General features: G+C 60.1%; 28 protein-coding genes. 21 read left to right on the top strand and 7 right to left on the bottom strand.

The features are described from left to right. Window positions 1-11: 11 nt before the first annotated feature. The 9 genes from C5750_RS08730 to C5750_RS08690 all read left to right on the top strand — a co-directional run bounded on the left by C5750_RS08730 (window position 12) and on the right by C5750_RS08690 (window position 7,968). Window positions 12-821, top strand: coding sequence for a transporter substrate-binding domain-containing protein (locus C5750_RS08730; protein ID WP_105733474.1), 810 nt, complete (start codon window positions 12-14; stop codon window positions 819-821). 3 nt (window positions 822-824) lie between these two features. After that, a complete protein-coding gene (locus tag C5750_RS08725; protein WP_162800200.1) occupies window positions 825-1,493 on the top strand; it encodes an amino acid ABC transporter permease in 669 nt (222 codons plus the stop codon). Continuing rightward, the gene (locus C5750_RS08720) at window positions 1,490-2,137 is read left to right on the top strand and encodes an amino acid ABC transporter permease (protein WP_105733473.1); all 648 of its coding nucleotides are present in this window, start codon (window positions 1,490-1,492) and stop codon (window positions 2,135-2,137) included. Before C5750_RS08725 ends, C5750_RS08720 begins: the two co-directional genes overlap by 4 nt. Before the next feature lie 78 nt (window positions 2,138-2,215). Continuing rightward, complete coding sequence (locus C5750_RS08715; RefSeq protein WP_105733867.1) at window positions 2,216-3,295, top strand: ABC transporter substrate-binding protein; 1,080 nt, start codon at window positions 2,216-2,218, stop codon at window positions 3,293-3,295. A gap of 90 nt (window positions 3,296-3,385) precedes the next feature. Continuing rightward, the gene (locus C5750_RS08710; RefSeq protein ID WP_105733472.1) at window positions 3,386-4,423 is read left to right on the top strand and encodes an ABC transporter ATP-binding protein; all 1,038 of its coding nucleotides are present in this window, start codon (window positions 3,386-3,388) and stop codon (window positions 4,421-4,423) included. After that, complete coding sequence (locus C5750_RS08705; RefSeq protein WP_105733471.1) at window positions 4,420-5,274, top strand: ABC transporter permease; 855 nt, start codon at window positions 4,420-4,422, stop codon at window positions 5,272-5,274. The genes C5750_RS08710 and C5750_RS08705 overlap by 4 nt, the downstream gene beginning before the upstream one ends. After that, window positions 5,271-6,071, top strand: coding sequence for an ABC transporter permease (locus C5750_RS08700; protein WP_105733470.1), 801 nt, complete (start codon window positions 5,271-5,273; stop codon window positions 6,069-6,071). Before C5750_RS08705 ends, C5750_RS08700 begins: the two co-directional genes overlap by 4 nt. Then, complete coding sequence (locus tag C5750_RS08695; protein ID WP_105733469.1) at window positions 6,068-6,847, top strand: carbon-nitrogen hydrolase family protein; 780 nt, start codon at window positions 6,068-6,070, stop codon at window positions 6,845-6,847. Before C5750_RS08700 ends, C5750_RS08695 begins: the two co-directional genes overlap by 4 nt. Then, entirely contained in the window at window positions 6,844-7,968 is a 1,125-nt protein-coding gene (locus tag C5750_RS08690) for an NAD(P)/FAD-dependent oxidoreductase (RefSeq protein WP_105733468.1), read from the top strand. The genes C5750_RS08695 and C5750_RS08690 overlap by 4 nt, the downstream gene beginning before the upstream one ends. Here the strand turns inward: C5750_RS08690 and C5750_RS08685 are convergent. Beyond that, window positions 7,950-8,861 carry a LysR family transcriptional regulator gene (locus tag C5750_RS08685; protein WP_105733866.1) on the bottom strand — a complete coding sequence of 304 codons (912 nt, stop codon included), beginning with the start codon at window positions 8,859-8,861 and terminating at the stop codon, window positions 7,950-7,952. The genes C5750_RS08690 and C5750_RS08685 overlap by 19 nt on opposite strands. Before the next feature lie 303 nt (window positions 8,862-9,164). On the opposite strand from C5750_RS08685, the gene C5750_RS08680 reads away from it, so the two are divergent. The 8 genes from C5750_RS08680 (at window position 9,165) to C5750_RS08645 (ending at window position 16,108) form a co-directional block, all read left to right on the top strand. Beyond that, window positions 9,165-10,370 carry an ABC transporter substrate-binding protein gene (locus tag C5750_RS08680; RefSeq protein ID WP_105733467.1) on the top strand — a complete coding sequence of 402 codons (1,206 nt, stop codon included), beginning with the start codon at window positions 9,165-9,167 and terminating at the stop codon, window positions 10,368-10,370. Between the two features lie 83 nt (window positions 10,371-10,453). Beyond that, window positions 10,454-11,197 carry an ABC transporter ATP-binding protein gene (locus C5750_RS08675; protein WP_245421076.1) on the top strand — a complete coding sequence of 248 codons (744 nt, stop codon included), beginning with the start codon at window positions 10,454-10,456 and terminating at the stop codon, window positions 11,195-11,197. After that, entirely contained in the window at window positions 11,190-11,900 is a 711-nt protein-coding gene (locus C5750_RS08670; RefSeq protein ID WP_105733465.1) for an ABC transporter ATP-binding protein, read from the top strand. The genes C5750_RS08675 and C5750_RS08670 overlap by 8 nt, the downstream gene beginning before the upstream one ends. Before the next feature lie 3 nt (window positions 11,901-11,903). Further along, complete coding sequence (locus tag C5750_RS08665) at window positions 11,904-12,791, top strand: branched-chain amino acid ABC transporter permease (protein WP_105733464.1); 888 nt, start codon at window positions 11,904-11,906, stop codon at window positions 12,789-12,791. Between the two features lie 55 nt (window positions 12,792-12,846). Beyond that, window positions 12,847-13,776 (top strand): branched-chain amino acid ABC transporter permease, encoded by a 930-nt coding sequence (locus C5750_RS08660; RefSeq protein WP_245421075.1) that lies wholly within the window; start codon window positions 12,847-12,849, stop codon window positions 13,774-13,776. A 1-nt stretch (window position 13,777) separates the two neighbouring features. After that, window positions 13,778-15,370, top strand: coding sequence for a GMC family oxidoreductase (locus tag C5750_RS08655; protein WP_105733462.1), 1,593 nt, complete (start codon window positions 13,778-13,780; stop codon window positions 15,368-15,370). A gap of 61 nt (window positions 15,371-15,431) precedes the next feature. Then, window positions 15,432-15,671: a FitA-like ribbon-helix-helix domain-containing protein gene (locus C5750_RS08650; protein WP_105733461.1), complete on the top strand. Its 240-nt coding sequence runs from the start codon at window positions 15,432-15,434 to the stop codon at window positions 15,669-15,671. Further along, entirely contained in the window at window positions 15,671-16,108 is a 438-nt protein-coding gene (locus C5750_RS08645) for a type II toxin-antitoxin system VapC family toxin (protein ID WP_105733460.1), read from the top strand. The genes C5750_RS08650 and C5750_RS08645 overlap by 1 nt, the downstream gene beginning before the upstream one ends. Before the next feature lie 19 nt (window positions 16,109-16,127). Here the strand turns inward: C5750_RS08645 and C5750_RS08640 are convergent, their stop codons facing one another. The 6 genes from C5750_RS08640 to C5750_RS08615 all read right to left on the bottom strand — a co-directional run bounded on the left by C5750_RS08640 (window position 16,128) and on the right by C5750_RS08615 (window position 23,222). Beyond that, on the bottom strand, window positions 16,128-16,988 hold the full coding sequence (locus C5750_RS08640) for a TonB family protein (protein ID WP_105733459.1): 861 nt from the start codon (window positions 16,986-16,988) through the stop codon (window positions 16,128-16,130). Then, the gene (gene exbD / locus C5750_RS08635) at window positions 16,988-17,437 is read right to left on the bottom strand and encodes a TonB system transport protein ExbD (RefSeq protein WP_105733458.1); all 450 of its coding nucleotides are present in this window, start codon (window positions 17,435-17,437) and stop codon (window positions 16,988-16,990) included. The genes C5750_RS08640 and exbD overlap by 1 nt, the downstream gene beginning before the upstream one ends. 12 nt (window positions 17,438-17,449) lie before the next feature. Next, window positions 17,450-18,391, bottom strand: a complete 942-nt coding sequence (gene exbB / locus C5750_RS08630; protein ID WP_105733865.1) for a tonB-system energizer ExbB — start codon at window positions 18,389-18,391, stop codon at window positions 17,450-17,452. A 217-nt stretch (window positions 18,392-18,608) separates the two neighbouring features. Further along, window positions 18,609-19,703, bottom strand: a complete 1,095-nt coding sequence (locus C5750_RS08625) for a siderophore-interacting protein (protein WP_245421047.1) — start codon at window positions 19,701-19,703, stop codon at window positions 18,609-18,611. 157 nt (window positions 19,704-19,860) lie between these two features. Continuing rightward, complete coding sequence (locus tag C5750_RS08620; RefSeq protein WP_105733863.1) at window positions 19,861-21,057, bottom strand: RHE_PE00001 family protein; 1,197 nt, start codon at window positions 21,055-21,057, stop codon at window positions 19,861-19,863. A 74-nt stretch (window positions 21,058-21,131) separates the two neighbouring features. Further along, window positions 21,132-23,222 carry an FUSC family protein gene (locus tag C5750_RS08615; RefSeq protein WP_105733457.1) on the bottom strand — a complete coding sequence of 697 codons (2,091 nt, stop codon included), beginning with the start codon at window positions 23,220-23,222 and terminating at the stop codon, window positions 21,132-21,134. Window positions 23,223-23,436: 214 nt separating this feature from the next. On the opposite strand from C5750_RS08615, the gene C5750_RS08610 reads away from it, so the two are divergent. The 4 genes from C5750_RS08610 to C5750_RS08595 all read left to right on the top strand — a co-directional run bounded on the left by C5750_RS08610 (window position 23,437) and on the right by C5750_RS08595 (window position 26,834). Then, complete coding sequence (locus C5750_RS08610; protein ID WP_105733456.1) at window positions 23,437-24,138, top strand: acid phosphatase; 702 nt, start codon at window positions 23,437-23,439, stop codon at window positions 24,136-24,138. A gap of 264 nt (window positions 24,139-24,402) precedes the next feature. Further along, window positions 24,403-24,744 (top strand): hypothetical protein, encoded by a 342-nt coding sequence (locus C5750_RS08605; protein ID WP_146118184.1) that lies wholly within the window; start codon window positions 24,403-24,405, stop codon window positions 24,742-24,744. 18 nt (window positions 24,745-24,762) lie between these two features. After that, a complete protein-coding gene (locus tag C5750_RS08600; protein ID WP_199538040.1) occupies window positions 24,763-26,196 on the top strand; it encodes a sensor histidine kinase in 1,434 nt (477 codons plus the stop codon). Next, the gene (locus C5750_RS08595) at window positions 26,193-26,834 is read left to right on the top strand and encodes a response regulator (RefSeq protein WP_105733453.1); all 642 of its coding nucleotides are present in this window, start codon (window positions 26,193-26,195) and stop codon (window positions 26,832-26,834) included. The genes C5750_RS08600 and C5750_RS08595 overlap by 4 nt, the downstream gene beginning before the upstream one ends. The last annotated feature ends 16 nt before the right edge of the window (window positions 26,835-26,850 follow it).

Here is a 26,850-nt window from a genome sequence, read left to right as displayed (position 1 = left end):
AGGGGACTGCCATGACATTCAAGACCACGCTCAAATCATCCTTTGCCGCGCTTCTGCTTTTGGGTGGCGCAACCATCGCCATGACCGCAACGGCCGCACGCGCCGATGCCATCGACGACATCACGAAAGCCGGCGTTCTCAATGTCGGTGTCTTCGCCGACTTTCCGCCCTTTTCATCGGCGAGCGCCGACATGACCCTGAAGGGTTATGACATCGACGTAGCCCAGGCTCTTGCCGACGCATTGAAGGTCAAGCTCAAGACCGTCAGCGTCACCGGCCAGAACCGTATCCCCTACCTCACGGAACATCGCGTCGATCTGCTGATGAGCGTGGGCTACAGCAAGGAGCGCGAACAGGTCCTCGATTTCGCCGCTCCTTACGCGCCCTATTATATCGCGGTGATCGGGCCGAAGGCGCTTGATATCAAGAACAAGGACGATCTCGCCGGAAAGAGCATTGCCGTCAATCGCGGCACGCTGGAAGACACATCCCTGACCGCGGCGGCACCGGCTTCGGCCGACGTGAAGCGCTTCGACAACTACAACGCCGTCATCCAGGCCTTCATCTCCGGCCAGACGCAGCTCATGGTTGTGGGCAACGATGTGGGCGCGCAGGTGCTCGCGCGGCAGGAAGCCCTTGCGCCGGAACAGAAATTCCAGCTTCTGACGTCTCCCTCGCATATCGCCCTGAACAAGAAAGAGGACCGTCTCAAGCAGGCCGTCAACGATGCCGTCGCGAAGATGCTGGCGGACGGCTCGCTCAACAAGAGTTCCGAGGCCTGGCTGAAGACACCGCTCAATCCTGCCAATCTCAAGGATTGACCTGTGGGCTATGCGCTCGATTTCGGCTGGTTGAACGATGCGCTCGGCATGATTGCCAGCGGTGCGGCCATGACGGTCTTTCTGATCGTCGTGACCTCAGTCGCCGGCACATTGCTCAGCATCTTCGGCGCCATCGGGCGCCGCAGCCGCCATGCGATCCTGCGCAAGCTGGTTGCCGGATACGTCGAGCTGATCCGCAATACGCCGTTTCTGGTGCAGCTGTTCTTCATCTTTTTCGGGTTGCCGCGCCTCGGCATCCGCCTTGACCCCGTCGCGGCAGCGATCCTCGCCATGACCCTGAACATGGCCGCCTACAGCACGGAAATCGTGGGCGCGGGACTGGATGCCGTTCACAAAGGACAGACCGAAGCGGCAAAGGCGCTTGGCCTTCGCCCGAGGATCATCTTCATCAAGATCGTGCTGCCTCAGGCGTTGAAAGTCATCTTCCCTGCCCTGACCAGCCAGATCGTTATCATGATGCTGGAATCCGCCGTGGTTTCGCAGATCGCCGTGCGCGAACTGACCTACGAGGCAGACATGCTTCAGGCGCGCACCTTCCGCGCTTTCGAAACTTATTTCATCGTGACCTTGGTCTATCTCGGGCTCAGTATCGCCCTGCGCCGGCTGCTCTATGCGGCAGGGCGCCGGTCGATTGCCGGAGGCATGGCATGATCGAATTCACCTTCTGGGACATAGCGCGCAATCTGCTGCTGGCAGCCCGCTGGACCGTATTGCTTTCCATCGTCGCGTTTGCCGGTGGTGCCATCGTTGGTGTGGCTATCCTTCTGGCACGCATCTCGAAACGCAGCTGGCTGCGGCGCAGCGCGCAATATTATATCGGCCTGTTTCAGGGAACCCCGCTGCTGATGCAGCTGTTTCTGCTGTTCTTCGGCCTGCCGCTGCTCGGCTTCCGCATCGAAGCCTGGACGGCCGCGGTGCTGGGGCTGACACTTTGCGCGAGCGCCTTTCTCGCCGAAATCTGGCGGGGCGGCGTGCAATCGCTGCCCAACGGACAATGGGACGCCGGCAGCAGCCTTGGCCTGCATTATATCGCGCAGTTGCGGCTGATCATCCTGCCGCAGGCCTTTGCCATAACCCGGGCACCGACGGTCGGTTTTCTCGTGCAGCTGATCAAGAGCACCGCGCTGACCTCGATCATCGGGTTTGAGGAACTGGTCAGAACCTCGAACGCCATCAACAATGCGACATTTGAACCTTTCACCGTCTATGGGCTGGTGGCACTGATCTATTTTGTTCTGTGCTACCCGCTGACGCGGTACACTAAGAAACTGGAATTGCGTACCGCACAGCGGTAGGGCGCGTGCGGCATTGGTAAAAAGAGTGGGAATCAGCCAGAAACTGGCCAACAAGAAGGAGATCGGACTATGGATACAATGATCAAAACAGCCGTCAACCGGCGCACCGTGCTGGCGGCCGGAGCTTTGGGCACCGCAATGCTTGCCATGCCGACCGTGCTGCGCGCGCAGGACAAGTCCCTGAAAATCGGCGTCTATGGCGGCTATTTCAAGAATTCGTTCGACAAGAACATTTTCCCCGAGTTCACCAAGGCAACCGGCATTGCAGTGGAATCCGTGGCAGAACCGACGGGCGAAGCCTGGCTGGTCCAGCTTGAACAGGCCGCCAAGGCCGGTGCCGCTCCCGCCGATATCTCGATGATGTCGCAGGTCGCCATGATCAAGGGCCAGTCGACGGAACTCTGGACGCCGCTTGATACGGCAAAACTGCCGAATGCGACGAACCTGCTCGACCGCTTCATCAACAAATATCCCGATGGGCGCATCGCCGGTATCGGCGCGGTGGCGTGGTACATCACGCTCGTGACCAACACCGATGTCTACAAGGAAGCACCGACGTCCTGGCAGGCGTTCTGGGATCCGGCAAACACCGACAAACTCGGCCTGCTCGCCCTCGTTTCCAACTCATTCCTGCTGGAAGTGACGGCAAAGACCTTCTTCGGTGGCACCAACGCCCTCGACACGGAGGAAGGTATCCTGAAAGTCTTCGACAAGCTCGCCGAGGTGAAGCCGAATGTCCGGCTGTGGTACCGCGACGAAGCCCAGTTCGAGCAGGCGCTGAAATCCGGCGAAATCCCGATGGGCCAGTATTATCACGATGTTACCGGCCTGGCAGCATCCGAAGGCCATCCGGTCCGGTCCACCTTCCCGAAGGAAGGCGGCATCCAGGATTCCGGCTGCTGGGCTTTGTCGCGGGCGTCGAAAAAGGCAGAGGAAGCGCATATCTTCATCAATTACATGTGCCAGCCAGCCATCCAGGCGACCTTGTCCCGCAAAGTGGGGACGGCGCCGACGGTCAAGCGCGAGCTGCTCGATCTGAATGAAAAGGAATTCGCCGCCGTGTCATCGGATATCGAACCGATCCTGCCGCGCTATGATCTTTTGACGAGCAAAGCCGACTTCCTCAACCAGAAGTGGACCGAATTGATCGTTGGCTGATAGGGTCTGCTGCCGGATTGTATGAATGTGAAACCCGGCCTATTGCGAACCGGGTTTCTTTTTAACGACGATAAACGAAACGAGGGCTCGATGTCCGGACTGGTATTGAACGGTGTAACCAAGCAATTTGGTACATTCACCGCTGTGGAGAATGTGCAGCTTTCCGTGCCGCACGGCACGTTTGTGTGCATGCTCGGACCGTCCGGCTGCGGCAAGACCACGCTCCTGCGGATGATTGCCGGGCTCGACGATCCAACCGGCGGTACCATCCTGCTTGACGGCGAAGACATCACCAAGGTTCCGACCCACAAGCGCAATCTGGGCATGGTGTTCCAGTCGCTGGCCCTGTTCCCGCATTTGAGCGTGGGTGAGAATATCGCCTATCCCCTGCGCATTCGCGGCAAAGGCCGCGAAGACCAGAAAAAGCGCGTTGATGAGCTGCTGGCCCTGATCCATCTGCCCGGCTATGGCGACCGGCCGGTTTCCAAACTGTCGGGCGGCCAGCGCCAGCGCGTGGCCATCGCCCGTGCCTTGGCGCTTTCACCCAAACTGTTCCTGCTGGACGAGCCGCTCTCGGCGCTCGATGCAAAGCTGCGCGAGGCGATGCAGGTGGAACTGCGGCAGTTGCAGCAGAAGCTTGGCATCACCACCATCGTGGTGACGCACGACCAGCGCGAAGCCATGACCATGGCCGATACGGTGGTGGTCATGAATGGCGGCCATATCCGCCAGGCTGCCTCGCCCATCGAAATCTACCGCAAGCCCGCCGATACCTTTGTCGCCGACTTCATCGGCTCGACAAATCTCATCGAGACGACGGCCGACAGTTCGGGCGCCGCCACCGTCTTCGGGCACAGCGTGCCCGGTCTCGTCCTGCCTGCAGGCCTGCAGAAAGCAACGATTTCGGTACGGCCGGAAGATGTGCATCTGACAGCACCGGGCAATGGCGCCATCAACGGCACCGTGACCTTCGTGCGTGATCTCGGCGGCACCATAGAGACCTTCGTCGAAGCGGGCGGCAAGCAGATCGTCGCCGTCTCGACGCCGCGCGCCCGGCCCGAGGTGACGGCCGGACAACAGGTCGGCATCGTGCTTGCCCCGGATGTCTGCGTGGTGCTGAAGCAATGAAGCGCGAAGCTCCCCAATCCATCGCCGATTACGGGCCATTGTTTTTCCCCGCGGGCATGCTGCTCGTGTTTTTCGTGGTGCCGTTCGGCACCATGATTGCCGTAAGCTTTTTCCAGCGCCAGCAGGGCGGCTTCTATACGCCTGCCTTCGTCTTCTCCAATTACGAGCGCTTTCTCAGCGCCTTCTTCGGCGGCGTTCTCGGCTTCTCGCTGATGCTGGCGGTCACCGTTGCCGTCTGCTGCGTCGTCCTTGCGCTGCCCTTCACCTATCTCCTGTCCAAGCTGCCGCGCCGGTTGCAGGTGATCTGGCTCGTGGCCCTGCTCTCCGTATTGTCGCTGTCGGAAGTCATCATCGGCTTTGCCTGGTCCACCCTGTTTTCGCGCACGGCCGGGATCACCAACATCCTCGTCCAGCTCGGCCTGATGAAACAGGCCGTCGCTCTGTCGCCGAGCTTCGGCGCTGTGCTGACGGGCATGGTCTATCAGGCGCTTCCCTATACAGTGCTTGTCCTTTACCCCGCCCTTGTCCGGCTTGATCCCACCCTGATGGAGGCGGCGCGGACATTGGGTTCGTCGCCGGTGCGCGCCTTCTTCAACGTGCTTGTGCCAGCCCTGCGCAACACGATCATGGCGACGCTGATCATGGTGTTCATCTTCGCGCTGGGCTCCTACCTCCTGCCGCAGATTCTCGGCAGGCCGCAGCACTGGACGCTCTCCGTTCTCATCACCGATCAGGCGATCTACCAGTCCAACATGCCGTTTGCGGCGGCGATGGCCGTGTTCCTGGTGCTTGTGACACTGGGTCTGGTGGCCCTGACATTGCTGATCGGGCGCAAGGGAGAAAAGGCATGATCACCGCCCTCAGACGCTTCTACTTCTTTGCCATCGGCCTGTTCCTGGCGCTTCCGCTCATCGTCGTTGCCGGCGTGTCGGTCAACGCCAAGCAGACCCTTGCCTTTCCGCCGCAAGGTTTTTCGCTGGGCTGGTATGGTGAAATCTTCCTCAACCCGGAATGGCGCAGTGCCCTTATTGCCTCGGTCATCCTCGCCACCACGTCAGCGGCATTGGCAGTGCTGATTGCGCTGCCGCTAGCATGGTTCCTGTGGCGGCGCATTGCTCCCTGGGCCAACATCTTTCAGGTTCTCGGCATTGCGCCCTTCACGCTGCCGCCGGTCATAACCGCGCTCGGCTTGCTGACATTCTGGGCCACCACCGGTTTCTATGGCCAGCCGTGGACCGCGGTGATCGGCCATGCCATCTTCTTCGTCACCCTGCCGCTGGTGACGCTGTCGCTCGGGTTTTCATCCATCGACCGCTCCTTCGTCGAAGCGGCGGCCACCATGGGCGCGAGTGACCGCACCATTTTCCGCACGGTCATCCTGCCGCTGATCCTGCCCTATCTGGTTTCCGGCTACGCCTTCGCTTTCGTGCTGTCACTCAACGAATATATCGTTGCCTACATGACCGTCGGCTTTACGCTGGAAACGCTCCCCATCAAGATTTTCAATGCGCTGCGCTATGGCTATACGCCGACCATGGCGTCGGTGACCATTCTCTTCGTCGCCACCGCCGCCATAATCTTCTCGCTGGTTGCAAAATTCGGCGATCTGCCAAAACTGCTCGGCGCCATGGCCACGGATGACAAATGATGCGGATGGCAGCGTTTCAAATGCAGCCCGTTTGCGGCGATGCGGGTGCCAATCTGGCACGCATCGGGCACGCCGCAAAAGCTGCCGCCAAAGCCGGTGCCGACCTACTGGTCGCGCCTGAACTCGCCCTGACCGGTTACGGCGCCGGTGAGGCGATCACAGCCCTGGCGGAGCCGGCCAATGGCAGCCAGATCGACCAGCTGCGGTCCATATCCAAGGCCAATGCCATAGCCATCGTCGCGGGTTTTGCCGAACGCGACGGCGATCATGTCTACAACAGTGCGGCCCTCGTCTGCGGTGATACCCGGCCTGCCATTTACAGAAAATCACATCTCTATGGCGACTATGAACGGGCGTTGTTCACGCCGGCAAAACCGGCCAGCTGTATCGTCCAGCTTGCCGGGCTGAAGCTGGGCATGCTGATCTGCTACGATGTTGAGTTCCCTGAGAACGTCCGCCGCCTGGCGCAGGCCGGGGCGCAGATGATCCTTGTGCCGACGGCGCTTCCCGCAGGCCCATCCGGAGACTTCATCGCCGCGCACATGATTCAGGTGCGGGCTTTCGAAAACCAGATATTCGTTGCTTACGTCAATCACGCGGGCAGCGATGAGCGCTTTACCTTTGCGGGCCTCTCCCGTATAGCCGCGCCGGATGGCAGCCTGATCGCTGCCTGCACGGACGCCAATGAACAGCTGTTTTTTGCCGACATCGACCGGCACGCCTTTGCAGCGTCCATTGACGGCAATCCCTATCTGAAAGACCTCACGCGGATATGACCGACATCACCGATACCGACATTCTCATCATCGGCGCCGGCATTGCCGGTGTCGGACTTGCCGCTGAACTTGCCGATACGCACAAGGTGATCATACTCGAACGGGAGAGCCAGCCGGCCTACCATTCGACGGGCCGCTCGGTTGCCATATTCCTCCCCAACTACGGCAATGATGTCATTCGCGCGCTCAATCATTTCAGCGCGCCCATGTTCATGCAGCGCGATGTAAAGCTGTTTCCCGAACCGCTGCTGACACCCCGTGGCGCCCTCACCATTGCCGACGAGACTGGCGTCGCACACTGCGAAGACCTGATCCGGAATGGCGTCAATGTCGAAGAGATCAGCGCCGATCAGGCTGTGAAGATGATACCGATCCTCAACCGCGATCATATGAAGGCCGCCTGCTATCAGGCCGAGGCACAGGACATCGACGTCAATGCCCTGCATCAGGGCTGGCTGCGCAAGGCGACAGGCCTTGGTGCGGACCTTCGCACGTCGTGCGAGGTTACCGGCGCGACACGGGTGAACGGCTTTTGGCTCGTCGAGACACCCGGCCAGACATTCCGTGCCCCCACAGTCGTCAACGCTTCCGGCGCCTGGGCCGATGTCATCACCGGCCTTTTCGGCGGCAGGCCGCTTGGGTTCACGCCCATGCGCCGCTCGGTCGCCGTTCTGCCTGCGCCGGAGGGATACGACATCCGCAGCTGGCCGGTGCTCGATGATGCCAATGAGACATGGTATCTCAAGCCGGACGGCGGGCGCCTGTTTGTTTCCCCATGCGACGAAATCCCGGTGGAACCGCACGACGCCTATGTGGATGACATGATCCTCGCCGAAGGTCTCTACCGCTATGAACAGGCCGTGACTACGCCAGTCAACCGCGTCGAACGCAGCTGGGCGGGTCTGCGGACTTTTGCGCCGGACCGCACGCCCGTTGCCGGATTTGATGCGGAACTCGACGGCTTCTTCTGGCTGGCCGGACAGGGGGGATACGGTATTCAGACCGCTCCAGCGCTATCGCAGTTTGCCGCCATGCTCATCCGCCAGCAATCTCTGCCGGATGCTTTGGCAAACATCGCCCCGCGCCTGTCGGCCGCCCGCTTTCAGTCGAGCAGGGGATAGCCGCCGAAAATCGCCGTCTGGCTGCCAACCTCCGAGCGGATGAAATCGCTGAGCACGCGGATGCGCGGCGTGTTGACGATATCCTCATGGCAGATCAGCCAGTAATCGCGATTGAGGTGCATTTCCTTTGGCAGCACCGGCACCAGTTCCGGATAATTGTAGGCAATGAAGTAGGGCAGGATGCAAAGCCCGAAACCCGAGCGGGCAGCGCTCAACTGGGCAAAAATGCTTGAGCTTTGATAGGCGGGCCGCAGACCGGGAAGAATCTCGCGCATATAATCGAGCCCCGGCGTGAAAATCATATCCTCGATATAGCCGATGAACCGGTGACCGGAGAGATCGGAACGCTGCCGGATCGCCGGATGCCGGGCGAGATAGTCTTTCGCCCCGTAGATGAACAAGCGGTAGGGCATCAGTTTTTGCTGATGATAAGGGCCCGTGCGCGTCGGATTCAGCGTGATCGACAAATCCGCCTCGCGGCGCGACAGCGAGACAATCTGCTGGATCGTCACCATTTCCACGGAAAGGCTGGGATAGGACTGCGCCATGACAGGCAGGCGGTTTGCCAGAAAGAAATTGGCTATCCCCTCCAGGATGCTGAGGCGCACGACACCGCTGAGCGAGACTGTTCCGCCGGAAGCTTCATTCTGAAAGCGCTCGGCTTCGCGTTCCATGATTTCAGCCGATTCAATCAGTTTCTCGCCGAGTGCGGTCAGGATGTATCCGCGCGGATTGCGCTCGAAAAGACGCGCCGAAAGCGCCTCTTCCAGCCGGTCGATCCGCCGGGAGACCGTGACATGATTGGTGCGCAGACGGCGCGCCGCCGTGGTCAGCTGACCGGTGCGTGCCACCGCCAGGAAATATTGCAGATCGTCCCATGTATATTGCCGCAAGCCGCACCCCATATGTACATATTTGTACTTATTATGTGCGAAAATAGGTGTTTGTGTACTTATTTGTCAATGCTACAGTTTTTTCAACGAGTGGTTGCCTGCAACAAGAAACGGGACAATCATAGGGGCAAGAATTATCCGGCAGAGAGGAATGGCTGACCGGATTGAGGAGGAAACCGAACCGATTGGGCGCAGACATCTCTGCGTCATGGCTTTGGGTCATTTTCAGCCGAGACGATCAAGTCCGCGACGGTCCATCATGCGATGATCCTGTGAGCGGCATTTCCTTGGGAGGAGAACAGAATGAAATTACTGGCAATTGCAACCGCTGCCCTCATGGCTGCAACCGTTATGCCTGCCGCAAGCGCAGGCATTTCCGACGGCAAGGTCAAGATCGGCATCCTGAACGATCAATCGGGTGTCTATGCGGATTTCGGCGGAAAGTGGTCGTTCGAAGCGGCGAAGATGGCCGCCGAAGATTTTGGCGGCAAGGTTCTCGATGCACCCATCGAGGTCATCACCGCCGACCATCAGAACAAGCCGGACATTGCCTCCAATATCGCCCGCCAGTGGTATGATACGGAGCAGGTCGATGCGATCATGGAATTGACCACGTCGTCCGTCGCGCTTGCCGTGCAGGGTATCTCCAAGGAAAAGAAGAAGATCGATCTCGTCACCGGCGCGGCCACGGCCGAACTGACCGGCAAACAATGCTCGCCCTACGGCTTCCATTGGGCCTATGACACCCACGCTCTCGCCGTCGGCACCGGCGGCGCGCTGGTCAAGCAGGGCGGCGACACGTGGTTCTTCCTGACCGCCGACTATGCCTTCGGCTACTCCCTGGAAGAACAGACAACCAAATATGTAACGTCGAAGGGCGGTAAAGTGGTCGGCTCCGTGCGGCATCCGCTGGCAACAGCCGACTATTCCTCCTTCCTCTTGCAGGCGCAGTCGTCCGGCGCCAAGGTGATCGGTCTGGCCAATGCGGGCCTCGACACGGCCAATGCCATCAAGCAGGCGGCGGAATTTGGCATCGTATCGGGCGGCCAGCGTCTGGCGGCCCTGCTCTTCACCCTGGCGGAAGTGCACGGCCTCGGCCTTGAAGCCGCCCAGGGCCTGACCCTGACGGAAAGCTTCTACTGGGATCGCGACGACCAGTCCCGCGAATTCGGCCGCAAATTCTTCAAGCGCACCGGCCGCATGCCCAACATGATCCAGGCCGCGACCTATTCCGGTGTGCTGCAGTATCTGAAAGCCATTCAGAAGGCTGGCACCGACGATACCGAAAAAGTTGCCGCTGCCATGCATGAAATGCCCGTCGATGACGTCTTCGGGCGCGGCGCCAAGGTCGGTGCCAATGGCCGCCTGATCAGCGATGTCTATCTGATGGAAGTCAAGAAGCCATCGGAAAGCAAGGAACCATGGGACTATTACAAGGTTCTGGCCACCGTTCCGGGCGATGAAGCCTATATGAAGCCAGCCGAAAGCGGCTGCGATCTGGCCAAGTAGTCCGGATGACAGCTTCCTTGAGCAGTACGGCATTCGGGGGAGGTCATGCCTCCCCCGGCAGTGCCGGCAACGCCGAATCCCGGGTGGTTCTCTCCGCCCGCGGTCTGCGCCGGGATTTTGGCGGCTTCATCGCCGTCAATAATGTGGATCTGGATATCCATCACGCCAAAGTCCACGCATTGATCGGCCCCAACGGCGCGGGAAAAACCACGGTTTTCAATCTCCTGACCAAGTTTCTTCAGCCATCGAGCGGCACGATCACCCTGCTCGATCAGGACATCACCAGAATCGATCCGGCGAAAGTCGCCCGTATGGGGCTGGTTCGCTCGTTCCAGATTTCCGCGGTTTTTCCGCATCTCACCGTTCTCGACAATGTGCGCGTGGCCCTGCAACGCCCCGCCGGGCTGTCGACGCAATTCTGGCTGCCGACCAGCGCGCTCAACCGGCTGAATGACCGGGCCATGGAACTGATTACCGCCGTTGGATTGCATGACGCCCACAACAAACTGGCCGCTGATCTCTCCTATGGCCGCAAGCGCGTGCTGGAGATTGCCACGACGCTGGCGCTCGATCCCAAGGTCCTGCTTCTGGATGAACCCATGGCGGGCATGGGCCACGAAGACGTGCATATCGTTGCCGAGATCATTCGCGAGGTGGCCCGCGACCGGGCAATCCTGATGGTCGAACACAATCTGAAGGTCGTTGCCGACCTTTGCGACCAGGTTACCGTCCTGCAGCGCGGCGAAATTCTCATCTCCGGCGATTACCAGACGGTCAGCCAGGATGAACGGGTGCGTGTTGCCTATATGGGGACCGAACATGAGTGATCCGAAGCCCCTCCTCGCCGTGCGCGATCTTCATGCCTGGTATGGCGAAGGCCACGCGCTGCATGGCGTCAATCTCGATATTCATGAGGGTGAAACCGTCACCCTGCTTGGCCGCAACGGCGTTGGCAAGACCACGACCCTGCGCTCCATCATGGGTATCATCCGCAAGCGCACCGGCAGCATCGTCTTTGACGGCAGGGATATGATGCGCGTGCCGCTCCACCGCACGGCCCATGCCGGCATCGGTTTCGTGCCGGAAGAGCGCGGCATCTTCGCGACACTCTCCGTCGATGAAAATCTCAACCTGCCACCCATCGTTGCCAGGGGCGGCATGTCGATAGCGGAGATTTACGATCTCTTTCCCAATCTGAAGGAGAGGCGCAACAGCCCCGGAACCAAACTTTCCGGCGGCGAGCAGCAGATGCTGGCCATTGCCCGTATCCTGCGCACCGGGGTCAAACTGCTGCTGCTTGACGAGCCGACCGAAGGCCTTGCCCCGGTCATCGTCCAACGCATCGGCGAAGTGCTGGTGACACTGAAGCAGCGCGGCATGACCATTCTGCTGGTCGAGCAGAATTTCCGTTTCGCCAGCAAGGTCGCCGACCGCTTCTATGTGGTGGATCACGGCAAGATCATCGACAATTTCCACGTCCGGGACCTGCCGGAGCGTATGTCCATGCTCAATGAAGCGCTGGGAGTCTGACCCATGACCATGATTTTCGGCGTTCCCCTGCAGGCCTTCCTCGGGCAATTGCTGATCGGCCTCATCAACGGTTCCTTCTACGCCATGCTCAGCCTTGGCCTGGCCATCATTTTCGGCCTGCTGCGCGTGATCAATTTCGCCCATGGGGCGCAATATATGCTGGGTGCCTTTATCGGCTATCTCCTGCTTGCCCAGCTCGGCATCGGCTATTGGCCCGCCTTGATCCTTGCGCCCGTCATCGTCGGCGTCGCCGGTGCGATTGTTGAACGCGTCGCACTCTCGCGCCTTTACAATCTCGATCATCTCTATGGCCTGCTCTTCACCTTCGGGCTTGCGCTGGTAATCGAAGGGACCTTCCGCTACTACTACGGTGCGGCGGGACAACCCTATGCAGTGCCCGCCGCTCTCACCGGCAGCTACAATCTCGGCTTCATGATCCTGCCGAAATACCGCGCCTGGGTGGTGCTGGCATCGCTTGCCATCTGTCTTGCCACCTGGCTTCTGATCGAGAAAACCCGGCTGGGCTCCTATCTGCGCGCCGCGACGGAAAATCCGACGCTTGTCAGGGCCTTCGGCATCAACGTACCGATCTTGCTGACCTTTACCTATGGCCTTGGTGCCGCGCTTGCCGGGCTTGCGGGTATCATGGCCGCCCCCATCTATCAGGTCAGTCCACTGATGGGATCGAACCTGATCATCGTCGTGTTCGCCGTCGTCGTTGTCGGCGGCATGGGGTCCATTCTCGGCGCCATCCTCACCGGCTACATGCTCGGTATTTTCGAGGGCCTGACCAAGGTATTCTACCCCGAGGCCTCCAATATCGTGATCTTCGTCATCATGGCGATCGTTCTGCTTGTCCGTCCGGCAGGCCTGTTCGGAAAGGAGGTCTGACATGACCGATACAACGGTTTCCCCAGGCCGGAAAAGCAAATTTCTCAATCTTGAAATGCTGCTGATCCTTATCGGCGTCGCCGCGCTCATTCTTGCACCCTTCCATTTCTACCCGGTCTTCTTGATGAAGGTGCTGTGTTTCGGGCTGTTCGCCTGCGCCTTCAATCTGCTTCTCGGCTATACCGGCATACTCTCTTTCGGCCATGCGGCATTCTTTGGCGGAGCCGCCTATTTTACCGCCCATTCCGTCAAGGAATGGGGCTTTCCGCCGGAGCTTGGCATTCTGCTCGGCGTCTTCGGCGCAACCATCCTCGGGCTGATCATCGGTTTCTTTGCCATCCGGCGTCAGGGTATCTATTCGACGATGATCACCCTTGCCCTGTCGCAGATGTTCTTCTTCTTCTGCCTGCAGGCCTCCTTCACCAAGGGCGAGGACGGCATTCAGGGTGTGCCACGCGGCAAGCTCCTCGGCTTCATCGATCTGAACGATCCGCTCAACATGTATTTCTTCGTGCTGGCGGTGTTCCTCATTGGTGTCTTCATCATCTGGCGCATCATCAATTCGCCCTTCGGCATGATCCTCAAATCCGTCCGCGAAAACGAAAACCGCGCCATTTCGCTCGGCTATTCCGTTGCCCGCTACAAGCTTGCCGCCTTCGTCATGTCAGCCGCCCTCACCGGCCTTGCCGGCGGTTTGAAGGCGATTGTCTTTCAGTTTGCGACGCTGACGGATGTCAGCTGGCAGATGTCCGGCGAGGTCGTGCTCATGACCCTACTTGGCGGTATCGGCACACTGGTCGGCCCGATCGTCGGAGCGGGATTCATCACGGCGCTGGAAAACTATCTCGCCACGTCGGAATTTCCGGTCACGGTGATCACCGGCATCATTTTCATGGTCTGCGTCCTCGTCTTCCGCCGCGGCATTATCGGTGAGCTCTACGCCTCGCGGTTCGGCAAGAAACTCGAAAGCAGCTCCGGGCACTGACATGACAGCCAGCTATGACTACATCATCGTCGGCGCAGGCACGGCAGGCTGCACCCTTGCCAACAGGCTGTCGGAGGACCGGAACGTGTCCGTTCTCCTGCTTGAGGCCGGCGGCAAGGACAACTATCCCTGGATCCATATTCCGGTGGGCTATCTCTACTGCATCTCCAATCCGCGGACGGACTGGTGCTTTTCGACGGAGGCTGAACCCGGCCTCAACGGGCGCGTTCTCAACTACCCGCGCGGCAAGGTGCTTGGGGGCTGCTCGTCGATCAACGGCATGATCTATATGCGCGGGCAGGCGCGCGACTACGATCTGTGGCGGCAGGACGGTTGTGCCGGATGGGGCTGGGACGACGTCCTGCCCTATTTCCGCAAGTCGGAAGATTACTATCTCGGCAGCGATGAGTTTCACGGGTCGGGCGGCGAATGGCGCGTGGAGGAAGCGCGTCTGCACTGGGATATTCTCGATGCGTTCAGGGATGCTGCCGAAGCGGCGGGAATCCCGCGCACCGACGATTTCAATCGCGGCGACAATGAAGGCAGCTCCTATTTCAAGGTCAACCAGAAACGCGGCATCCGCTGGAACACGGCAAAGGCGTTTCTTCGCCCGGCGATGAAGCGGGCGAACCTGACGGTCGAGACGGGTGCCCATGTCCGCAAGCTCGTTATCGACAATCTGACAGCCGTGGGCGTGGAGATTGAACAGGCGGGAACCATCCGCACGGTCAGCTGCCACCGCGAGGTGATCCTTGCGGCAGGCGCTGTCGGCTCGCCGCAAATTCTTGAACTCTCCGGCATCGGGCGCGGCGATGTCCTGCAGAAGGCCGGGATTGCGCCTGTTCTTGAACGGCGGGCCATTGGCGAAAACCTGCAGGATCATCTGCAACTGCGCTGCGCCTATAAGGTGACTGGCATTGCGACACTCAACGAAAAGGCCAACCGCCTTTTGGGCAAGGCATCGATTGCCCTGGAATATCTCGTCAACCAGTCCGGCCCGATGTCGATGGCTCCAAGTCAGCTGGGGGTGTTCACCCGGTCCGATCCGTCTTTTGCGACGGCGAACCTGCAATATCACGTGCAGCCGCTGTCTCTGGAAAAGTTCGGTGAAAACGTCCACCCCTTCCCCGCCTTTACCGCCAGTGTCTGCAATCTGCGGCCGGAAAGCCGCGGTTCCGTTCACATCAAATCACCGGATTACCGCGCGCATCCAGCCATCCGGCCGAACTACCTGACGACGGACAGCGACCGCCGTGTTGCAGCGGATTCCATCCGCATCACCCGCAACATCGTGGCGCAAAAACCGCTGCAGCGCTACAGGCCGGAAGAATTCAAGCCGGGACCGCACTATCAGAGCGAAGCGGAACTGGTCGAGGCCGCAGGCGCCATCGGCACGACGATCTTTCATCCCGTCGGCACCTGCCGCATGGGCGCCGATCAGGAATCGGTGGTCGATCCGCAGCTGCGCGTGCGGGGTATAAAGGGATTGCGCATTGCCGACGCATCCGTCATGCCAACCATCACATCGGGTAATACCAATGCGCCCACGATCATGATTGCGGAGAAGGCGGCGGAAATGATTGCCGGCGCTTAAAAGCAGGGCCAGTTGAACTCGCATGATCTCTTTGCTATCATTGAGATCAATGGAGGTACCCATGGCCGGAAACTTGCACGTCAGAAATCTCGATGATGACCTGATTACGAAGCTCAAGCTGCGTGCGGCGCGGCATGGCCGCTCGGCAGAAGCGGAACATCGCGAAATCTTGCGTCAGGCTTTGGCGACCGAGATTGAGCCTTCCTTTGATGATCTTGCTGCCCAGTTGCGCAAACTGACAATGAACCGGAAGCAGACGCCTTCAGAAGAACTGCTCCGTGAAGGACGCGACGAGCGCTGATGGAAACCCTGATTATCGATGCCAGCATCGCCATCAAATGGGTCATTGAAGAGGAAGGGACAGAACAGGCGCTGAGACTACGCGGCCGCTATTATTTCGCGGCGCCTGACCTCATTGTCGCTGAATGCGCCAACATTCTGTGGAAGAAAGTGCAGCGAAACGAGCTGACGCTGGAAGAGGCCCAATTGGCCAGCCGGCTGCTGCAACAGGCGGACATTGAACTGATCGGCATGCGCGGGCTTTTGGAAGAGGCGACAAGGCTGGCCGTTCTGCTTGGCCATCCCGCCTATGACTGCATTTATCTCGCGCTCGCAAAACAACGGCAATGCCTGTTTGTCACTGCAGATGAAAAACTACTTCGCATTGTCCGGGAGAAGGCATCCAAGGAAATTGCTGCACTGTGCCGGCTCATCCATCAGATAGGGTTCACCGGGTAAGTACCGCTGGGCAGTCCAGTCACTGAATCAGGACCGGTATTGTGAAAGGTTGCCTTGAAGCCATGAATTCGGCTGGGGCTGACGGCGTCGGCGACGAATTGCGCACCGCCTCCAGAACACGCTGGTCACTATCGGCGGAGCCGGATCCGTTGACCAGCCGCGCCGAAAGAATCTCGCCGCTACGACCGACGATGATGCTTACACTGATTGTCCTGCCCCGCGCATTTACGCTGGCCCGACGCACATAACGCGCTATATGGTTGCGTACCTTGTCACCCCATTTTTCGGTAGCTCGTTGCGCGTCAGCCCGTGACACGCTTGGCTGCTGCCTGGCTTCCACAACGGTATCGCTCTTCGCTTCCGTGACGGGTGTCTTGACCGGTTTGCGCACGATCTTCTTCGGCACGTCCTTTTTGGGAACATCCGGCTTTTTCTGTTCGGGACGGACAATGGGCAAAGGTACGTCTGCCTTCGGCAATTCAACCGTTTTTTCCGGCTGCGGTTCCTCCGGGACCACCGGCTCTTCAGGAACGGGCTGTTCGACGGGCTGCGGCTCAGGTTCGGGTTCGACCGGTTTTTCCGGCTGCACCTCGGGCGCCTTGGCTTCCTGCTGGACAGGCTCCGGCGTGATCTTCTCCGGCTCCACCGGCGGCAGTTCGGCAACGGCTTCCGGGATGACGGGAGCCGGCAGCGGCTCCATATCGATCATCACGGCCGCGGCAATATCCCCCGCTTCCGCCTCCGGCTGGTAACGATATCCATACCACCCCGCCCCTGCATGCAGGCCGGCCACGACAATCCCGGCGGCGGACCATAAGCCTATTTCACGCCAGTTCAGGTGAAACCGTCCCGCCCCGCGTGCTATCGGCTCGCCGGACATCACTGCGCAGTTCCAGCGGGCACCGACGGGGCACTCTCAAGCCCGACCAGCGCGATCTTGAGATAGCCATTGTCACGCAGCGTGTTCATCAAGTCCATCAGCGCGCCGTAGTCCACGGCCCGGTCGGCACGCAGGAACACGCGCGTTTCCTTGTCGCCCTGCGTCTTCCGGTCAAGGAAGGCACCCAGCGTTTCCTTCGTCACCGTGTCATTGACGATGGCGATCGTATGATCTTCCTTCAGCGTGAGATAGAGCGGCTGGTCTGGCCGCGTGGCGGGCGCCGCCGTCGACGCCGGCAGGTCGACATTGATATCGACTGTTGCCAGCGGCGCAGCCACCATGAAGATGATCAGGAGAACCAGCATGACGTCGATGAACGGCGTCACGTTGATTTCGTGGTTTTCCTGCAATTCGTCGTCGGAAACGTTGTGTCTGATACCGCCGGCCATGATCCCGTACCCTTATTCTGCCGCTGCGGCGCGGGGCTGATGCACCGGCGGCATCAGGGCGAAATCCACGTCGCGGCTGACAAGCCGCTCAACACCCGCCGAGGCGTCTGCCAGCAACTGGCGATAGCCGGTGATGGACCGGGCAAATACGTTGTAGATGACGACGGCGGGGATCGCGGCGACAAGACCGATGGCTGTGGCAAGCAAGGCTTCGGCGATACCCGGCGCGACAATGGCAAGATTGGTCGTCTGCGACTCCGAAATGCCGATGAACGAATTCATGATCCCCCATACCGTGCCGAACAGGCCGACGAAGGGTGCCGTTGAGCCGATGGTCGCAAGCACGCCCGTGCCCCGGCTCATGCGGCGGCCCGCCTGCGCCTCGATGCGCGACAGGCGGGAGGAAACGCGCTCCTTCAAGCCATCGGCACCCGCATAACTCTGCGCTTCCTGCGACAGGCGCACTTCCTCGCGTGCGGCATTGACCAGTTGGGCTCCCGGTCCGCCGCGGCCTTCAAGCGCCTGTTCGGCATCACGCAGGGTGCGCGCATTGCCGATGGCGTTGAGGGCGCGGTAGGCGCGAACCCTAGCCCCGGCCAGTTCCAGCGTCTTGGCCAGCCAGACGGTCCAGGTCACGAGCGAGGCAAAGGCCAGCCCGATCATCACCCCCTTCACCACCCAGTCCGCCGCCATGAACATGCCCCAGGGAGACAAGTTGTGCGGGAGGGTTGCCTTGGTGACAACAGCCGGTGCAGATGGCGCCGGAGCGGCCTGGGGAACGGACGCAGGCGCCGCTTGAGGCGCCGGGGCGGTTTCAACCGGGCTTTGCTGGATGGCCTGAGGCTGCGCCGCCTGCGGCGCGCCTTCTTGCGCCATCACTGGAGCAGCCAGCAACAACAGGAGCGGAAGGACGATCGCCCCTGCCCTGACACACCCTGAAACATTCCGCTTCACTGGAAATCCACCTGTGCTTTTGCGCATGAGTCTTATCTTTCGCTTCTTCCGCCAACTCAGCCATCGGGCCGGAAAACTCTGCCGGCTCTCAGCGGGTCCGATGCGTGGCGATTGATCTGGTGGAGCGGCTTTAATATTGTTGAATATAATATTCAACTATTAACTTCTGCAACCCCGAGTTTTAAGACAATGGTATTTGGGGGGCTTTTCGGGGGCTTCAATCGTCCCGTCTGGCATTGTCGCCGTCAAAACCGCGCCGCCAGTAGGCCACAACGAGATGTTTGGAGCGCTCGTGTTTTCGCTCCTTGCGCAGATGCGCCCGGATTTGCTTGAAATCAGTGAATTCACAACCGGCCCAGACAAATGTGTCGGGGGAAATGACGGAGGAATCGAGGCCTTCAACGATTCCGGCGAGCCGGCCGGTCGTTCCGGCTGGTGCGCCGTCGCGGTAGATCCAGCGCACATCGAGTGCCGCTGCGGAATGCAGGGGTTGCCTGTCCGCGGGGCTGTCGATCTCAAGAATGACGGTCGCCTGGGCTTCCGCGGGCAGCGTTTCCAGAATCCGGCCGATCGCAGGCAAGGCCGTTTCGTCGCCGACCAGGAGATACCGCCGCGCATCTTCCACGCTGCCGCCGCCGGGGCCTGTCATTCCGACAATGCCGCCCGGCTTGGCATTCAAGGCCCATGTCGATCCCGGCGTATCGTTGCCGGGATGAACAACCATGTCGATGTCGACTTCGCCGCGCTCAATGTCGATGGTGCGGATGGTATAGACGCGGGCGGTCAGCGCATCGTCCCCCTCCGGCCAGACCGGACGGCCATCGCGCCCCATGGTCGGCCAAACCGACTTGCGGCCTTCCGGCGCGAACAGCAGCCGGACATGCAGGCCGCCAATCGCAAACCGGGCAAGATTGGCGCCGCGCAAACGGATGCGCCGCATATGGGGTGTGAGATCGCAGGCACTCACCACCCGCATTTCGCGGAAGTAAGGCAGTTCGGTGCTGTCCAGGCCATCGCCTACCCATGACAGCTGCGGCTTTTCATTGCCCGCAAAGCCGAGAAGGCTGTCGGCCAGCACCATGCGCACATAAGCCAATGATGTTTCGTCACCGGCCTCGACATCGAGCGACAGGACATCGCCGGCAATTGTCAGATGCGCCTTGCCATAGGGCGTCTCGATGCGCCCCTCGGCTTCATCCCTCTCGACACGCGCGTGCTCGGAAAAGACGTTGCAGAGTTTGTCCAGCATGTCCTGCGGCGCCTGGAGTTTAACCGCAGCAAAGCTGCTCAGAACGGTCGGCATGGCAGACATGGATATTCTCCTGGCATTACGCTTCCGCCGTCGATCCATTGGGGATGACCATGCGGGGCCGCCGGGACCATATTAAAAGATGAATAATTGAGTCAAGTATTAATGCAAAAATTTCGGCCAGCGCGATGGCAAACCTGCCGGCACCTTTGAGAGGTCGTCAAACGATACCCCAGGCACGGTAGCGGCCGCGCCCGGTCATCTCCCGCACACCCAATTCGCCAATGAGATTGAGCGCGCCGCGCGGCGTCACTTTCAGCTCCTTGGCAATCAGTGCCGTTGAAACCATCGGCCGTGACAGAATGAGATCGATCATGCCGGGCAGACTGGATGTCGAGCGCCGGTCTTTCAGTTTGCGCTCCATCTGGACACGGGCGAGGCTCAACCGGTCGATCTCTTTCAGACTGGCAATGGCCGATGATTGCGCCGCCTCGAGAAAGGCCGTGAGTCGCGCATTGCGGTCACGGGCCCGGCGGCGATCGCGCGGTATCGCGCGCAGCCCCGCATTAAAAACAGCCAGATGCGCCCGTGTCTTCAACCGTTCACGCAACATGGAGGCGACCAGCATCGGACCAAGCCAGTGCTGGTGCTGCAATGGCTCAATTTCCTCCCACGCATCCCAGAGCAGTGCCGCGGCCAGCATGGGCGGCAGATCGCGGGTGCGATCCATGACCGCGAACCATTCCTCCATCCTGCCGTCTTCATCCCAGTCCGGATCGTAAACCAGCGAATCGCCATCCGGCGTCAGATGCCCCGGAGAGGTTGTTTCCACCCTGGCTGGCGGATTATCGCGGGTTGGCTTGGGCTGCTTCAGCAGGCGTTCCGAGCGATCCAGCAGCGCATCCAGCTTCGCCAGTTCTTCCTCGAAAGCGCTTTCCGCCTCTGATCCCGGCTCGGGGGCAGCCTCAACATCAAGCCGCCGCACCGGTTCACTGACAATCGGCGCAAGAAGCGCGTCGCTGCCCCAACGACCGCGCAGGCTGGCAATGCCCTTCGGGCTCAACGCCCATTGCGCCGCACTGGAGGCAATCTGGCGCCGGGTTCGCAGAATCGCATGCGCCCGCGTCAGTTCATGGGTCGGCGTCCTGATATCCATGCGGGCATCATGCAGGACAAGATCCTCCACATGCACGAGTTCACCCGCCAGCCACAGCGCGTTGCACGCTTCCATGAAATGCGACCGGGCAATCCAGCCTTCGTTTTCACGCAACAACCCATCTTTCGACTGGCGGCTGCCCAGCTCGCCGAAATCACCCTTGCGCGCCACCCGTTCATCCAGCCGTGCAAGCGCATCTTCGGCCGCGACAACGGGGCGAAGCAGGTCTTTCAGGGAATAGTTTGCAGAATCATAAGCCATTGAAATCATGATAGGGGAATAGTGAAAGTGAAGCTATTCCCCCAGATGGAAAACGGCGTTCATCTATCCGGAAATCAGAGAATGCCGAAGCGGAAGGCGCCCTTTTTATCCCGGCCCGGCCGGACGCGTGCGCCAAGAACCAGAGAGGGATGGTCCTCGATCATGACGGCGATCAGCCGCAGCGAGGCTGCCGCCTGCAACACCAGGGGCCGCGTTGGCACTGCCGGGATATCCGCGGCCACCGACCGGGCAGACGCGATATAGCTTGCGACCGCTCCGGTATCCTGCGTCTGCAGGCTTATCATTCTTGCCAATAGCGCGAGATTTTCCGAAATACGATCGGCAATGTCGTGCTCGAGACGCCCCCACAACAGGAGCCGCCGCAACCGGATGATTTCCGCGCCCAGCGTGACCGACGACAGGGCATCGTCCAGCAGCGCCTCCCCCGCCTCCCGCATGGTCCTGAGGATCGGCATCAGCTGGTTGATACGGTCATAGGCAAGGCTGTTGAATGCGGACGGGCTTGGAACCCGGTCACGCAGACAGAGCCGGACGATATCCGTTCGCAGCGCGCCCATCATCCGGTTCACCGTCACCTGCGGCCGCTTCGGCAGAACAACGATGAACACGAGGAGCCCGATGAGAATGCCGACCAGAACCGACAGGGAGGTTTCCATGAACACCTGCGGTTCAAACACCATCGCCTCATGCGGCTTGAGGAAAACGATGAAATTGATGGCGAAAGCTGTTGCCGGGCCGACATGGCGCGGATCTGCCATGAGAAGCGCCGCCGGCACGAGGATGGGAACAATGAATACGGCAAACCAGAACAAACCGGGGAAAGACGGCAGGATCAACTGCCCGAGAACGAAGGCAAACGGAACGGCGTACAAGGTGCCCTTGAAAAATCCCCAGCTCGTCTGCAACGGATTGGGCATGGACGCGAAAAGGCTGCACACCACTGCAACGATGATCGCCGCAGCCGCCGCATCCGCATGCTGGCTTTCCATCCAGTAGGCGGTCATGAGGGCTGTTGCAGCAACGGCGCGAACTGCATTCACCAGGGCCGTGCTGTGATCGCGGTAGACCGGCAATGCCGGCGCCTTCCGGCTGCCTGCCATATATTGCGAACGGCTTCGCAGTGCCGAAAGACCGTTCAATGTTGCCTTGAGTCCGTCGAGAAACTCACCCAAAAGCGTTAAACGCGCCATCATGCCGATACTGTCATCGCCCCAGGGCCGGGCTTTCAGCTCCGCAATTTCGGCCGCAATGATGTCCAGTCTGCCGAGCCAGGGATCGACGGCGTCAACCTTGAAGTCGCGCGCCATGTCATCAAGCAATGCCCCGAGTTTGTCGCGCAGGTTGCTCCATGTCCCGTCGGACGAAACCCGATGCGCCACAAGGATATTCACAATCGACAGGCACGACATGAGATGGCCCACCGTATGGCGCGAATGACGGCCATGGGTGACAAGACTGGGGGCTTCCAGCCGTGCGTGAGCTCGCATGGCGGCGAGAGCCTGCGTGTCCGCGATCAGCTTTCTGTGCGCGGCTTTCAAGTGCCCGGCATCATGCCCGGCAATCGCATCGCTGGTATAGCGCGCCAGATCGGCGATGCAGTTTTCCAGGCCCTCGACCAACGCCGTTCGCGCCAGCTGCGGCTGAAAAAAGCGGCTGGCCACACCGGCACAGACAATGCCGAGCACGATCTCCATGCAACGCGCATAGGCAAATTCGGTCAGAAGATGCGGGTGGCCAAATGCCGGGAGCGCGATAATGACGGCGGTATAGCCCGCAAGAGCGGCGCCGTAGGATTCCGGGTTCCGCAACATGGAGGCCGCATAGGTGCACAATGCCACCCACAGGGCGATCGCCGCGACAAACAGCCAGCGCATGTCGCCGGTTGCGGCCGTAATGGCAATGGCCGCCAAAGCCCCGGTCAGCGTTCCGGCCAGACGAAACAGGCCTTTGCTGATGACCATGCCGGCAATCGGCTGTGACACGATGAAGACGGTCATCATCGCCCATTGCGGCTGCTGCAGGTTCAAGGCAAAGGCTGCCGTGAGGGCAATGAGAGCCGCCACATTCGTCCTGAGCGCAAACACCCAGGCCGTCCGGCCGGGCCATGCCGGGTGTTGCATGATGGTGTGGATGGATTGAAACATGGCGTCCGATCTGGCAGCTCCCCGCCCTCAATATAGTCCGCAACCGGACGGCACAACGGAAAGACGCGGCATGACCATGCGTCTTCTTGCCACCGCGCCTTCACCGCAGCCTTTGCCGCGCAAGACCGCCTTCAATGACCCCATTGTGTCACAAACGTGACATCCAACGGGCGCATGATCCAATGGCGATCATCACCCTAACGAGGACTATTTTATGCGTAGATTGCTCAGTCTGCTGACAGCGTTTGCTTTTGTTGGCCTTACCGCCGCCTATGCCGGCGAGGTCAAGCCTTTCAGCGATAGTAAGGAAATCGACCTCCTGACCATTTTGCCTCCGCCTCCGGCCAATGACTCGGCGCAGACCAAGGCAGAAATCGGCGAAGTTCTTACCTTGCAAGTGACCCGGACACCGGAAATGGTTGCCCGCGCCCAGGCCGATGCCGAGGAAAACGTCTGGCGTTTCGCCGATGTGCTCGGTCCGGATTTCAACAAGGACAAACTGCCGAAGCTTGCTGCCTTTTTCGACCGCGTCGTTGAGACCGAAGGCGCTGTCGTTGATCCGGCAAAGGACGTCTTCAAGCGCCCGCGCCCGCATCAGCTGAGCGAACTCGTCAAGCCTGCCGTCAAGCCTTCCAATTCCGGTGCCTGGCCGTCCGGTCACACAACCGTTGGCACGCTGATGGGCATTGTTCTGTCCAACATGGTCCCGGAAAAGAAAGCGGAAATCATGGCCCGTGCCTGGGAATACGGCAATAACCGCATCGTCGGCGGCATTCACTACCGTTCCGACGTGGAAATGGGCCGCATTTCCGGCAGCGTTATTGCCGCGACAATCATGAAGCATGACGACTTCAAGGCCGAATATGAGCCTGCAAAGGCAGAACTGCGCGCTGCTCTGGGTCTCGGCGGCGCCTGATACCATCGCACGACGCCACCCGCCATGCGCGTTCCGCGCTTGGCGGGTGGCGGATGAGATCAAACGTCTACGACTTTGGTCGTATATGCGGGCCTGACCTTCGCCCGATGCACAAAAAATGGAACGTGGTTACTTTCTGGTGCAGCGCTTCACGAAAGCGTGATAACCGGAAGATACAGCTATGCTCAGACCAAACCGAATTTGGCTTGCACCGCAGGTTGAACCAAACGTTCCTGGCCCCGCATCAACGACGGTCGATTGATCATGCGCTTTCAGATTCAGCTGCTCTCCGTTGAATATTTCGCCCTGTCGCTGCTGCTTGGCCTCGTGCTGATTCCGCTCCTTTCCTCAGCCTTCTGGAGCGCTTTGCGCGATAGGGTTGTGATCCTGCTGCATTTTGCCGGTGGACGGAGAAAAACGACAGCCACGCAACCGGATGAACCCGCCAAACAGCCGGAATCAGCGCCGATACGCGCCCACCGGTCTCACCCGGCGCCGGAGGGTCATCGCACAACGGCGAAAACCCGATTCAAGAGCAAGGGTGGCATTCGTTCCGCCGAGTGGTATGGAACAGGAGCCCGGCCCGCGAGACGCCGGTTCAAGTAACCGGCGAGGATTGAACACGTGAGTTTTTTGCATGCTCTGCGTTTGCGCGGCCTGTTCGTCAAACTGGTGCTGATGTTCATGATCGTCGGTTTCGGCGCGCTCTTTCTCGTCAGCATTCTCATGAGCCAGTTTTCCTCCGGCCGCTATGAAAGCAGCATCCGCAGCTTCTTCAATAGCCTGAATCAGCAGCAGCTGGCCGCCCTGGCATCAGGCACCGATCCGCGCGACAGGGAAGCCTGTAATGTGCTGGCCAGCAAAATCTTCTGGGCTGTCGTCAAGGACGGCGTCACGCGGGTATCTGACTTCGGCGTTATGTTTTCCTACTTTCACAGCGGCAGGATGCAGGTTCGAATCCTTGGCGATGACAGCGTCCTGTGTGCCACCCAGCCCGATGCCACTCCCTTGCTCAGCAAGGCCATGAGCGAAGCTGCCCATGCGGGGCAGCCGAATTTCATTCAGCGCGACAATGAAGACTGGGCCATGATCCAGCAGGTATCGCTGCCGCTTGCCAATAACAGCCAGGCATTGATCGGGGTCCAGTACTGGTCGCAGTGGGAACTTTACGACGAAGTGATCGACGTCACAGTCTACGACTATATCCGCACATTCATCCTGATCAATTCCATGGGGGCAAGCGTTGCGGCCCTGTTCGTGTGGCGGCTGTTCCGGCGGATAAAGCGGGCGACAACCGTCGCGGACCAATGGGCGGCTGGCGATCTGCGGGCCCGCATCAAGGACGGTTCAAGAGACGAATTCGGGCGGCTGATGCAACGATTCAACAGCATGGCGGATGCGATATCCAAGAGCTTCGATACGCAGAAGGCGCTGGCCATATCGGTGGAGCGCAACCGTATTGCCCGCGACCTGCACGATACGGCCAAGCAGCGGAGTTTTGTGCTTGGTTTGAAACTCACCGAGCTGGAATATGAGGCGCAGGGACATGCGCCGCTGCTGCCCACCGTCGAATCGGCCCGGCGCCTGGCGGATCATCTGCAGCACGATCTGGAGAACGTGGTTTCCGGCTTCAACCTGCCCGCGATTGCCGATTACGGCCTGTATGAGACATTGCTGCGCAGCGTGCGCGATCTGCTGGCGGGATCAGGCGTGCAATGGTCGATCAATTGGCCGGAAAATGCCCGCTCCGCTTTTGATGGCGTGCCGGAAATTGCCCAGGAATTGCTCATGATAACCCATGAAGCCGTGGCGAATGCCTTGCGCCATGCGCAGTGCCGCGCCATCCGCATCGACTGCAGGCCCGGCGCCCGCTGGCACTGGAGCATCACCGACGACGGCCAAGGTTTCGACCTCGGCAAGGCTCCTTTCGGGATGGGATTGTCGAACATGCGCTGGCGTGCGAACACATTGCCGGGCGGCACGATAACAATTCAGTCGGAATCAACCGGCACATCCATTGATGTGTCGTTCAAACTACCCGTGGCGGGGCAATCATGAGCACAACAATAGTCATTGCCGATGATCATGCCGTGGTGCGCGAAGGCATTCGCGGGCTGCTGCGCATCGATCCCGGTTTCACTGTTCTTGCGGAAGCTGAAAACGGCGAGACCGCCATCTTGATGGTGCGCGAGCATCGTCCCGACGTTCTCCTGCTGGATCTGATGATGCCGGGAATGGGCGATGCCGCGGAAGCCATGATTGGCCTCATCCGCAAGGCAAGCCCCGAAACCCATATCATGATCCTGACATCGAGCGATGACGACCGGCTCGCTTTCAAAGCCATCGAGGCGGGCGCCCATTCCTTCCTGTTGAAATCCATGCGCGGCGAACATTTGCTCAATGCCATTCACGCGGCCGGCAAGGGGACGCCGACACTGCACCCCCTGGTGGCGCAGCGCCTGCTCAATTCCATCCGCAATCCGCAGCCACGCCAGTTCGAGGATCTCACGGCCCGCGAGCTTGAAGTTCTGCGCTGCCTGGCCGAAGGCGGCAGCAATGCGAAGATCGCCGCCGAACTCAACATCACGGAAAAGACGGTGAAAGCCCATCTGGGAAGCATCATGTCAAAGCTGGACTTGACCGACCGCACCCAGGCAGTTGCGCTTGCCTGGCGCGCCGGGCTCATGAAGCAATAGCGCCAACGCAAGGCCT

The sequence above is a fragment of the Phyllobacterium myrsinacearum genome (assembly GCF_002980555.1).
In the GTDB taxonomy this organism is placed as follows: domain Bacteria; phylum Pseudomonadota; class Alphaproteobacteria; order Rhizobiales; family Rhizobiaceae; genus Phyllobacterium; species Phyllobacterium myrsinacearum.
This window is presented reverse-complemented; position numbering and strand designations above follow the sequence as displayed.